The sequence below is a fragment of the Paenibacillus sp. B1-35 genome (assembly GCF_050474385.1).
Taxonomy (GTDB): Bacteria; Bacillota; Bacilli; order Paenibacillales; family Paenibacillaceae; genus Paenibacillus_B; species Paenibacillus_B alvei.
Genome location: NZ_JBCHVJ010000003.1, coordinates 268,674 through 280,648 on the forward strand (window position 1 = coordinate 268,674; position 11,975 = coordinate 280,648).

Genomic DNA, 11,975 nt, shown 5'->3' on the forward strand with positions numbered 1-11,975 from the left:
AAGCGAATTCAATTTCTAAAGGAGCGTGTATACCATGGGTTACCCACAAGATTTGTTAGCGAGTCGTTCGATTATTAAACGAGGCAATTTTGCACTGATCCCGCCGGAAGGCTTGGTCAAAAATGTCGTGCCGGGCTTTGAACAGTGTGATCTTACGATACTGGCTTCACCACGATTGGGCGCCAAATTCGTCGATTATGTGGTGACGATGCATGAAGGCGGCAAAAACGTGCAGGGTTTCGGCGAAGCCGGCGTCGAAACGTTCGTGTACTGCATGGAAGGACGCGTAAAAGCTTCGGCGGATAAGCAGTCCTTCTCACTGCAAGAAGGCGGCTACCTGTACTGTCCTCCGGGAGTGAAGCTGTATTTGGAAAATGAACAGGTGCAAGATACGAAATTGTTCTTGTACAAGCAAAAATATGTCCCGCTCGATGGAAGCGAGCATGCTCCGTGGGTCGTATCCGGAAATGTGCATGAACTTGAAGCGATGGATTACGACAATATGACAAACGTCAAGCTGAAGGATTTGCTGCCGACAGATCTGGCATTTGACATGAACTTTCATATTTTATCGTTCGAACCGGGCGGCTGCCATCCGTTCGTCGAGACGCATTACCAGGAACACGGAGCCATTATGCTGTCCGGCGAAGGCGTCTACAATCTGGACAATGAATGGATTCCGATCAAAAAGGGCGATTACCTGTACATGGGGCCTTACGTCCCCCAAGCGACTTACGCAGTAGGCAGAGAGCCTTTCGCTTATTTGTATTCGAAAGACTGCAACCGTGACGCTTCCTTGTAAGTGGTCAGGCGCTTTTTGAACCATAAATGGTATGCAAGAGATAGAACAGAAATAGAACATACGGTTGAACGGCAATACGGATTAAGATAATGAACCGTCTTCCGCTGCTGGTGCAGCAATGCGTAAGCTGATTGATGGCAGCGGGAGGAAGGCGGAATAATTGCAGAGAGGTGCTGACATGAAAGTAACCAAGCAGAACCTGCATCAGCTTATATGTACGAAGTTGACCCGTGCCGGCCTGTCCGCAAGCCATGCGGACGTGGTGGCGGACGTGCTTGTTCATGCCGATGTTCGCGGCGTCCATTCCCATGGCGCGATGCGGGTCGAATACTATGCGGAACGCATTTCCAAAGGCGGTACGAATGTAAGTCCGAACTTTACGTTTGAAAAGACAGGCCCATGTTCTGCCGTATTAGACGGGGATAACGGGGCCGGGCATGTTGCAGCGAGGCAAGCAATGGAGCATGCGGTGAACATGGCCAAGGAGAACGGAGTCGCCGTGGTCGGCGTGAGACGAATTGGACATAGCGGCGCCTTGTCCTACTATGTGCAGCAAGCGGCTCGCGAGGGGCTTATCGGCATCTCAGTGTGCCAATCCGATCCGATGGTTGTTCCTTATGGCGGAGCTGAGGCTTATTACGGCACGAATCCGATTGCTTTTGCTGCTCCGGGCGAAGGAAATACGCTCATTACCTTTGATATGGCGACGACCGTACAGGCTTGGGGGAAAATTTTGCACGCTCGTTCGAAGCACGAGGCGATTCCCGATACATGGGCGGTCGATAATCAAGGCGTGAAGACGAACGATCCATTTCAAGTGCATGCGCTCCTGCCGATCGCAGGGCCAAAGGGATACGGCCTTATGATGATGGTAGATGTGCTGTCAGGCATTCTGCTCGGCCTGCCGTTCGGCAATCGCGTCAGCTCGATGTATCACGATTTGACCGAAGGCAGAAATCTGGGCCAACTCCATATCGTGCTTGATCCGTCCTTCTTTACCAATTTGGAGGAATTTCGCCGCAACATCACGCAGACGATGCGCGACCTGAACAGCATTCAGCCTGCACCGGGCTTCGAAAAGGTACTGTATCCGGGGCAAAATTACGATTTGATCGAGCAGGAGAACGAGGCGAACGGAATCGAGATTGTAGACGAAGTCTACGAGTATCTCGTATCGGACGTTATTCATTACAACAAGTATGATCATAAAGATCCGTTTGCCACGTAAACCAATCCGTTATTCAATGACGATTCTGATGAACATTCGAACTCGCTGAACTCGCATTAGTAACTGTAGCAACTGTACTTGCAATCGTGCCAACATTACGGACAACCAGAGGTGAATCAAGATGCTGCATACGATCATTAAGCCGAATTCATATCAAGATTCCGTCAATTTGATGCTCTTGACGAATCATATATCAGCATTAGAGGGCGTAGTCCAAGCCTCGATCATGATGGGGACGCCAGCCAACAAGGATATCATGGGCAATTCCGGACTCTATACGGATGAACTGGAGAAGGCGGGAGCCAACGATATGTGCATTGTCATTGATGCAGAGGCGAACGGGAATGTGGACGATATGCTCGCCGCCGTTGACCGCTTTTTAAGCGATCAATCTGTGAGCGGCAGCCAGTCTTCCACGTTGAGCGTTCGCTCATGGGAACGCGCTTTGAAGGAGAATCCGGGCGCCAATCTGGCGATGATCTCGGTACCGGGACAGTACGCGGCCGAAGAGGCGGACAAAGCGCTTGAACTTGGTCTGCATGCATTCATTTTCAGCGATAATGTGCCGATCGAAGCAGAATTGAATTTGAAGCGCAAGGCGCATGAAAAAGGCTTGCTCGTCATGGGGCCGGATTGCGGTACCGGGATTATATCCGGCGTTCCGCTCGCGTTCGCGAATCGCGTAAAGGGAGGCAATATCGGCATCGTCGGCGCATCGGGCACCGGCATTCAAGAAGTATCGACATTGATCGATCGCATGGGCGGCGGCATCAGCCACGCGATCGGCACAGGCGGGCGCGATCTCTCGGAGGGGATCGGCGCAATTACGATGCTGGATGGCATTCACGGATTGGAGCATAGCGACCAAACCGACGTCATTGTCGTCATCTCCAAGCCGCCGGCGAAGGAGGTGCGCGATCGGGTCGTTCACCAGCTGCAGGGGATCTCAAAGCCGGTAGTTGCCCTATTCCTGGGAGAAAAGCCTTCCGCGCATGAAGGAAATATGTATCAAGCATACACGTTGGAGGAAGCGGCGAGGATCGCGATTGATTTGGGGAAAGGCAACCCGGTGCTGCCTCTGTACAGTGTGCCGCTTGAAGTGCCGGAGACGGAATTGCAATCGGATCAAACCTCGATTCAAGGCTTATATGCTGGAGGCACTTTGGCTGCGGAGGCGGCCATGCTCATTGCGGATGCGCTTCAGTTGCAGGATGGACTTATCCACGAAGCGGGTTATGTGCTTCGCTCGAACGGCCATGCCATTGTCGATCTGGGGGATGACATGTACACCCAAGGCAAGCCGCATCCGATGATTGACCCGGCCACGCGGATTCAACATATCGAGAAGGCTGCGGCCGATCCCGCTACGGCCGTCATTTTATTCGATGTCGTGCTCGGCTACGGCGGTCATGACGACATGGCAGGAGTGCTGGCGCCTGCAGTCGAGAAAGCTTCGTCCAAGGCGAAGGCGGAAGGGCGCAACATTTATTTTGTAGCTGCATTATGTGGGACTTTGCAGGATCCGCAGTCATATGCGGAACAGAAGCGCAGATTCGAGCAGGCGGGCGTGCTCGTGAAAGAGAGCAACAATCAAGCAGTGCGCACGGTGCTAGCGATGATGAATCTTAGCCTTGAAGATGTACCGAAATCATATCGTCCGGCAGCTACGGTCTCTGCCGACAACCGTGAATCTTCCTCATTCGTTCAGCAACTGCTTAACGGAAAGCCATCCATTATTAACGTAGGACTGTCCAAGTTCGCGGAAGCCATTGCGGCGAGCGGCAGCGGCGCCACGGTGGTGCAGTACGACTGGCGTCCGGTTGCGGGCGGCAGCGCCAAGATGCAGCATATCTTGAAGCAATTGAATCAATACCGATTTAACGGGCGAATAAGATTGGTTCATGCATAAGCGATGACCAGTGAAATGCGCGAACTAGTGAATGGGAACTAACAAGCGGTCTGTATTGCAATTGCCAAGACCTTTATGGATCCTGCAGAACAAACAACTGGGAGGAAATTCGCATGAATTATAACACCATTGATGAAGCCAATCAGGCGGTTATTGATAAAATCTCCGGCGGTACGCCGTTCCTCGTCGATGTCGTGGCGGCCCATACCGTTATTCCAGAGCTGAAAGGCAAGACGCTGCTCCATGCGGGACCGCCGATCGTTTATGCGGACATGACAGGCCCCATGCAGGGCTCTTGCGTAGGCGCCGTGCTATTCGAAGGCTGGGCGAAGGAGGAAGCGGAGGCCCGTACGATGCTGGAGCAGGGCGAGATCCGCTTCATTCCGTGTCACCATGTGAAAGCCGTAGGTCCGATGGGCGGCATCACGTCGGGCAATATGCCGGTATTCGTCGTGCAGAACCGCACCGAAGGCAATGAGGCCTACTGTATTATGAATGAGGGAATCGGCAAGGTGCTTCGCTTCGGCGCTTATTCGGAGGAAGTGATTGCTCGCTTGACTTGGATGAAGGATGTGCTGGGTCCGACGCTGTCGCGTGCGCTTAAAGCAACCAAGGGCGGGCTGAATCTGAATGTCATGATCGCGAAGGCCATAACGATGGGTGACGAGTTTCACCAGCGCAATATCGCGGCTTCGCTTGTCTTCTTGAAGGAGATAAGCCCTTATATCGTCAATCTCGACATGGAAAAACGGGAGATACAGAGCGTCATCAAGTTTTTGGCGGACACCGACCAATTCTTCTTGAACATCATGATGGCAGCGGCCAAGGCAGTCATGGACGGCGCCCGCACAATTGAAGCAGGCACGGTCGTTACAGCGATGTGCCGGAACGGCAAAGAATTCGGCATTCGCATAAGCGGCATGGGCGATGAATGGTTTACTGCGCCCGTCAATACGCCGCAAGGGCTGTTCTTCACGGGATACTCGCAGGATGATGCCAACCCGGATATCGGCGACAGTGCAATTACGGAAACATTCGGCGTAGGCGGGATGGCGATGATTGCTGCACCGGGCGTTACGCGGTTCGTCGGCGCTGGTGGATTCCAGGATGCCTTGGCGACAAGCAATGAGATGATCGAGATCTCCATCGATCAGAACCCGAATTTTACCGTTCCGACATGGAACTTCCGCGGCATCTGTCTCGGCATTGACGCCCGAAAAGTCGTCGAAACCGGAATTACGCCAGTTATTAATACCGGCATCGCCCATAAGGAGCCGGGAGTCGGGCAGATCGGAGCAGGCACGGTTCGTCCGCCAGTCGAGTGCTTCGAGAAGGCGCTCGAAGCGTATGCGGCCAGACTTGGACTTCTGTAGCGCGCCGTTGTATACGTCTTGCCTCAGGGGAGAGGAGATTCATGCGGAACTGCCGGCGCTCCTATCCCAGAGGCGGCTTGGCTTTGTTCACAGCGTTTTCGAAAACGGCATCAATTTGGCGATAGGAGAGGGTGAGGAACTCGTCTTTATCGGGACGACGAAGAACGGCAGATTACCGTTCGGCATCCATATGGGAGTGGAACGCGTAAGAAGGCTGCGCTGCTCTGTTCGCTGTGGCGATCCCGTGATTGCCTCAACGCCGGATATGCTGCTATTCCGGCATCCATCTCGTCCACTCGTTCTAGACTTGTCTCAGGCAGAACCCTTTCAATATCATATCGAACAAGAACATTACCGCAGTTATCGTAATTTGATTCATATCGACACGATGCTGCATGCATGCCGGGCATGGGGCGTATCAACCGGGCTTGGCGTGGAGTGGGACCGATTTCTTGCGGAGGATTATTACCCAGATGAGCCGCAATCGATCACGTTACGGCATATGGAACAATTGATGATCAGCTTGGTATGCGGCGAAGTTCAGGCGATTGCAGAACATTTGCGCTTTTTCCTTGGCCGCGGACAAGGACTGACGCCAGCGGGAGACGATTGTCTGGTCGGCATACTGGCTGTTCAGGCATTGACGCAAGCTTTTCACCCTGCGTTATTGAGCATTTTGCATCATATTATAGAAAGAGAAGAGATTACGACGGATGTGAGCAAGGCTTATTTGCGACATGCGCTGCGCGGGCGCTTTAGTGACAAGGTGGTTAAGGTGCTGAACGCGATGATGATGGAGGATGCCCTTTATTTTCAAGCCAAGCTTGTACAATTGCTGCATTCCGGACATAGCTCCGGGATCGATACAGCATTCGGAATCGCTAATTCCATTATGGCACTAAGGAGGTATGAGCATGTCAGAACGAGTTGTGATCGCATTGGGAGGCAACGCCATTTTGCGGCCTCATCAAGAAGCGACCTATGAGAATCAACTTGAAAATGTGCGCAGAAGCAGCGAGATCATCGCCGATATCGTGCAGCAAGGCTACGAGGTGATCGTTACGCATGGCAACGGTCCGCAGGTCGGTTTGATTTTGCAACAGAATGAGGAGGCAAAGGATGTCGTTTCTCCCTTCCCATTGGACGTATGCAATGCAAAGTCTCAAGGGATGATCGGATACATGCTTGATCAATGCTTAAAAAATGAACTTCGCAAGCGCGGCTTAACGCAGCATGTTGTTAGCGTGCTGACGCAAACGCAAGTGTCTCCAGAAGATGAAGCGTTCCGGCATCCGACGAAGCCGATCGGCACCTTCTATAGTGAGGAGGATGCCAAGCGCATGATGCGGGAGAAGGGCTGGAACATGATGGAGGATGCAGGTCGAGGGTGGCGGCGCGTCGTTCCCTCGCCGCAGCCGCAATCCATTATGGAAGCGGAGACGATCATGAAGCTGGCCGCAGACGGCAACATTGTCATTGCATCCGGCGGTGGCGGCATTCCGGTTGTGCAGGCAGCGGATGGAACGATTTCCGGCGTCGAGGCGGTCGTGGACAAGGATCGCAGCGGCCTCAAGCTTGCTCATGAAGCGAGTGCCGATATTTTCATGATGGTAACCGATGTGAATCATGTTTTTATCCATTACGGCATGCCGGAGCAGCGGGCACTAAATCATATCAGCACGGCGGAAGCGAAGCAATATGTCCGGGAGGGCCATTTTTCCGCAGGCAGCATGGGACCAAAGATGGAGGCAGCCGTCGCATTCGCCGACCAAGGGAAGCATGCTATCATTTGTTCCCTTCAGGAAGCGGCCTTGGCTCTCCAGGGAACGTCGGGAACGCATATTTCCTAATCCTAAGTTGGCGCTAAAGAGAGGATTGCATCAGACGGTTATCAATTCTGCTGCAGTTGCATTGAAGAAATAGCACCAGCATTTCTCTCGTTAGAGGGACGCTGGTGCTATTGTATGTAGGTATGTCATTCATATTATTCAACGAGCTCTTTACCTTTCGTTTCCGTACCGAGCCAAAGTACGGCAATCGCACCAATCAGAATGGTGACGAAGAACAACCAGAAGATCGCGCTGACGGCGACTTGGCGTGCAACCATCATGCCGACGAGGTAAGGGGCGATGATGCCTCCGACTCTGCCGAAGGATGCAGCAAGACCAACGCCGGTTGAACGCACCTTAGTTGGATACAGTTCAGGTGTATACGCGTACATGCCTCCCCATGCGCCGAGGTTGAAGAACGACAGGCAAATTCCGGCTGCGATCAACATTCCTTCCGTTGTCGCGCTGCCGAACCAGGCGGCGCTTGCCGCAGTTAATACTAAATAGACGACAAGGACGAACTTGCGCCCGAACTTCTCGATGAAGTAAGCCGCGGTAAAATATCCGGGCAACTGGGCAAGCGTCATGATGAGCACGTATTCGAAGCTTTTGACCAAGCTGAAGCCCTTCAGCACCATGACAGAGGGGAGCCACAGAAACATGCCGTAATAGGAAAAAACTACGGTAAACCATAATACCCATAGCATGATCGTGGAGCGGCGGTGCGAACCGGACCATACCGATACGAAGCGGTCGCGGAAGGACAGCTTTTGCTGCTTACTGCGATTGGCCTGTTCGGTGAAGCGCGGTGGATCTTGGATGGCTTTCCGCAAGTACAGTGCGTATAGTGCTGGGGCTGCGCAGATGAGAAATGCAGCTTGCCAGCCATAGGTAGGGATGACGAAATAAGCAATCAATGCAGAAGCGATCCAGCCAGCCGCCCAGAAGCTTTCCAGCAGAACGACGGCACGACCGCGCTCCTTCGCGGGAACGGATTCAGAGACGAGTGTGGAAGCGACAGGTAATTCACCGCCAAGGCCCGCTCCGGCGATGAAGCGTAATATGCACAGCATCGTGAAGCTCGTTGCAGCCGCGGATAGCCCGCTGGCAATTGAAAAGATGACCAGCGTCCAGAGCAGTACAGATTTTCGGCCATACTTGTCTGCCAATGACCCGGCCAGCAAGGCTCCTACTGCCATGCCGACCGAGTTCATGCTTGTAAATAGTCCCGTCTGCTGCGGGGTTAAGCTCCATTCGGCTGCCAGTGCAGCCGCGATAAAGGAAATGATGCCGATATCCATCGCGTCGAACATCCAGCTCAGTCCGGCACTCATCAGCAGCTTGCGCTGCTTCGGCTTATCCAACGTTTTCACCGTATTCATTTCATTATCTGCCTCCACTTGATATGAGTTTGGATATGAGTTTGTTCAAAAGATCACAAGCGAACTCTAGAACATCCTTTAATGAGGTGCCACTTTCTCTCTCGTGTGACACCATTCACAGTATGGACTTTATCATAACAAATAAAGCTAATTTTGGTCATAAAATTTATCGAAAACTAGGTAAGTTAGTCTGATAGCGAGCTTCAGCCTAATCAAAAAAGCGACGACCCCAATTTAATCGAAGGCCATCGCTTGTCATTTACTATTTAACTTGCTGATTAGTCGAAGTTTGGCGCGGCGTACCCGTAAGCCCGACAACTTCGTCGTACGCATCAAATATAGCTCGCGCGATTGGCGCTGCGCTATAAGCCCCGTAATTGCCCTCCGGAACAACGACTGCGACAGCTAAGGTCGGATTTTGCGCGGGAGCGTACGCAATGAACACTCCATTTTCTACTCTGATGCCTTTTGCGACTTCCTGTTCGGATGTTCCCGTTTTCCGATAATAGTCATAATTGAACCCTTCAAATCCCTGTACCTTCACTCGGCTCATGCCAAGCTCAATCAAGTCCCAATAGGCTTTATCGAACTTTGCTTCGTTCAGCATCTCCGGCTTAAACTCTTTTACTACCTTTCCGTCCGGATCCGTAATTTTGCTGACGAACTGCGGCTTCATTCGCTTGCCATGCGAAGCCAGCGTAGCCGCATACTGGGCAAGCTGAAGCGTTGTATACTTGCCCTGCTGGCCGAACGAAGCGTATGCAAGAGCGGATTGCGCGCTGGCGCGCTCGGCTTCGCTCATGTAGTCCTTTAGGCCGGCTATCTCTCCAGGCAGTCCGCTGCCGGTCTTTACACCAAGTCCGAACATTTCCATATATTTGTCCCATGTCTTCAGTCCGTTCACATCCGTTCGGGAATATAAACGTTTGCCGATCATATCGATCATAAAGGCATTGGAGGAGAATTCCAGCGCTTTTGCGGCATCGATGCGACCATGCGACTTGTTGTTCGCATTCCGGATTTTCCTTTTTTCGAGTCCGATTTCGGCATAGCCGATGTCAGGATAATCATCGTACACGCTGAACAGCTTTTCCTTCAAACCGATAAGGACGGACAACGGCTTGATTGTAGAGCCAAGATACACGATGGAGTTCGGGTGCTTGTTCATTTCTTTTTCCTCGTATGGGCCGTAGGCTGCTTTAATCGTGCCGTTGTTCATAAAGGATTTATTTTTTTCGTAATCCTCAACGCTGATGGAGCCGTTCTTCCAGACATTGCTGTCATAATCCGGCATGCTGGCCATAGCGACGATATTGCCCGTCTTTACTTCCATGGCGACGGCATAGCCCGTACGTGCGTTAGGGGCTCGCTCCACGGAATTGGAGGAGTTGCGTATTTTCTGCAGCGTATTCATAATCGCGTCTTCGGTCTTCATCTGAATGCTTTTGTGAATGGTTAGGTGAAGATTGTTGCCGCGCTCGGGCTTTGTCAATTCCATTGGGCCCATAATTCGTCCTGTTACGTTAACCGGGAACTTTTTGAGTCCGTTTTTGCCGCGGAGCTCTTCCTGGAACATGAACTCAAGCCCGTCGACGCCGACATCCTCATAATCAAGGTATTTGAGTTCCTCGAGCCGGGAATTTCTATTTTCGTATATCTCCTTATAATAATCGTAAGACTCTCGGACACCTCTGAACTTTTTCAGATAGCCGATCGTTTGCACCGCGACTGTATCCTGATCATAGTTTCTGACGCTGTCTTCCCTAATCTCAAGATCCTTATATTCTGACTTATGCTCCAAAAAGTAAGCAATATCCTTCGGAGATAGATCCGTTTTGATCAAGCGGGGGACATGTACGGGATTTACATTGGCATTCAAATCCATACGCTTTACGATATCCTCGACAGATTGTTTTTCCTCTCCCGTTTTGGTATTACTTTTAAATCTTTCGACGAGCTTTTCAGCGAGCTCCTTGGCTTCCGCTATATTTTCTTTCTTCTTGTAATTTTTGTTCACGTTAAAGTAAAGAGATTGTCTCGATGTGGAATAAGCGATCTTATGATTGCCAGCATCATAGATGGTGCCGCGAATCGGTGCGATAGCTGTAGTCCGGTAGCCCAATGAAGTTTCTTTTTGCTTGAGGGCGGGACCATCTACGAATTGCAGTAACGCCAAGCGTATAATAAGTATGGCAAATAAGGCGAATGTAAGAAAGAAAAATCCAGTCAGCCGGACAGAAAACTTGCGTTCATTTTCTGATTTCTGTTTGTTTGCGTGCGTTTCATTCGATAGATTCAAAACACTAATTTCCTTTCTGCATCTGCGTATCTTGTTCCGTTTACCTAGTTCGTCATTTATTTTGTCCAAGTGAACCTAATCCTTTGTTTGTTAATGATCATATATTCATATATACAACAAGAATATAATTATTGTCCAAATTAATATTCAATATGAGAAAAAGCAGACTTATACGTCTATTAGATGCAGCAGCGATTGCGATGGTTTCTTGTAATAATTTACAAATTGATGTAACTGTTCAGCGGCTTCGCTTAGTGTTCGACTTTTCATTTTGAATCGACTGGAGTAAGATAATCCTAACATCATCATGATACGGACAAGTTCCAATACGTTGCAGGAATGCGAAGGAGGAGCCATGCTTCAGAAATTCGGTTTTTCACAATATGAAAGCAAGGTATATGAGGCGCTGGTGGCAGGAGATGGCCCAATGGATGCTACAAGTGTAGTGAAATATTCGGGTGTGCCAAAGGCGAAAATATATGAGGTGCTGTCGCGCCTTATCGATAAAGGCTTAATTTCGGATTCCATATCAGAAAAGAAAAAGACATATTTAGCGCTGCCGCTTCAGGTTGTCATCGACAAGCTGTCCAAGGAATTTGAGCAGAGCATTGAGCAACTGAAGCTGATGAATGAACGCAAAATCGTCACGGACAATCAAGTGTGGAGCTTGAAGTCCGAAGCCTCGATTGCGGCGTACTGCCAGCATATCCTCGAAGAGGCGGCAGACACGATTATCGTCTCGATGTGGAGCGATGAATTCAGAAAATATGTGCCTCTGCTCGAACAGCGGGAGCGGGATGGTGTACGCGTAGAGGCTTTTGTAATGGGGAAGAACGTGCCGCAGGCACAAGTATCGAAGCTGCATACGTTATCGCCCACGGAAGAGCATCATACGCTGGAACGATACATGCTGGTCGCAGCCGACTCTTCGCAAATTATGTTCGCGGGGATGGAGCAGGGGGAATGGCAGGCCATGCGCACCGGGGCGCAGCCGTTCGTTAAATTCTTCATTGAGTTCTTTTACCATGATGTTGCATTGGCGAAAATTTCGCAAAAATATAATGCAGAGCTACTAGCGGACGAAGAAATGAAATCCTTGCTTATGCGGCTGCGCTATTAAAGAGGATTAAACTGTTGCATGAAGAGCCTCAAG

The 11,975-nt window shown here is 50.9% G+C and carries 9 protein-coding genes; 7 read left to right on the plus strand and 2 right to left on the minus strand.

All coding sequences use genetic code 11. The annotated features are described in order from the left end of the window. Nucleotides 1-34 precede the first annotated feature (34 nt). The 6 genes from allE to arcC all read left to right on the plus strand — a co-directional run bounded on the left by allE (nucleotide 35) and on the right by arcC (nucleotide 7,162). Nucleotides 35-802, plus strand: coding sequence for a (S)-ureidoglycine aminohydrolase (gene allE, locus ACQ5BJ_RS13025; protein ID WP_005544051.1), 768 nt, complete (start codon nucleotides 35-37; stop codon nucleotides 800-802). A gap of 178 nt (nucleotides 803-980) precedes the next feature. Continuing rightward, on the plus strand, nucleotides 981-2,030 hold the full coding sequence (allD, locus tag ACQ5BJ_RS13030; RefSeq protein WP_040735478.1) for an ureidoglycolate dehydrogenase: 1,050 nt from the start codon (nucleotides 981-983) through the stop codon (nucleotides 2,028-2,030). A gap of 121 nt (nucleotides 2,031-2,151) precedes the next feature. Continuing rightward, nucleotides 2,152-3,939, plus strand: coding sequence for an acyl-CoA synthetase FdrA (gene fdrA, locus ACQ5BJ_RS13035; RefSeq protein ID WP_005544049.1), 1,788 nt, complete (start codon nucleotides 2,152-2,154; stop codon nucleotides 3,937-3,939). Nucleotides 3,940-4,052: 113 nt separating this feature from the next. After that, complete coding sequence (locus ACQ5BJ_RS13040; protein WP_005544048.1) at nucleotides 4,053-5,312, plus strand: DUF1116 domain-containing protein; 1,260 nt, start codon at nucleotides 4,053-4,055, stop codon at nucleotides 5,310-5,312. Beyond that, complete coding sequence (locus tag ACQ5BJ_RS13045; RefSeq protein WP_430110670.1) at nucleotides 5,287-6,297, plus strand: DUF2877 domain-containing protein; 1,011 nt, start codon at nucleotides 5,287-5,289, stop codon at nucleotides 6,295-6,297. Before ACQ5BJ_RS13040 ends, ACQ5BJ_RS13045 begins: the two co-directional genes overlap by 26 nt. Continuing rightward, a complete protein-coding gene (gene arcC / locus ACQ5BJ_RS13050) occupies nucleotides 6,227-7,162 on the plus strand; it encodes a carbamate kinase (protein ID WP_289356426.1) in 936 nt (311 codons plus the stop codon). Before ACQ5BJ_RS13045 ends, arcC begins: the two co-directional genes overlap by 71 nt. Nucleotides 7,163-7,296: 134 nt before the next feature. Here arcC and ACQ5BJ_RS13055 read toward each other — a convergent pair whose 3' ends face one another. Both ACQ5BJ_RS13055 and ACQ5BJ_RS13060 read right to left on the minus strand, forming a co-directional pair. Next, nucleotides 7,297-8,523 carry an MFS transporter gene (locus tag ACQ5BJ_RS13055; RefSeq protein ID WP_268622994.1) on the minus strand — a complete coding sequence of 409 codons (1,227 nt, stop codon included), beginning with the start codon at nucleotides 8,521-8,523 and terminating at the stop codon, nucleotides 7,297-7,299. A gap of 262 nt (nucleotides 8,524-8,785) precedes the next feature. Continuing rightward, a complete protein-coding gene (locus ACQ5BJ_RS13060; protein WP_430110667.1) occupies nucleotides 8,786-10,822 on the minus strand; it encodes a peptidoglycan D,D-transpeptidase FtsI family protein in 2,037 nt (678 codons plus the stop codon). A gap of 355 nt (nucleotides 10,823-11,177) precedes the next feature. On the opposite strand from ACQ5BJ_RS13060, the gene ACQ5BJ_RS13065 reads away from it, so the two are divergent. Next, nucleotides 11,178-11,942, plus strand: a complete 765-nt coding sequence (locus tag ACQ5BJ_RS13065) for a TrmB family transcriptional regulator (protein WP_005544044.1) — start codon at nucleotides 11,178-11,180, stop codon at nucleotides 11,940-11,942. The last annotated feature ends 33 nt before the right edge of the window (nucleotides 11,943-11,975 follow it).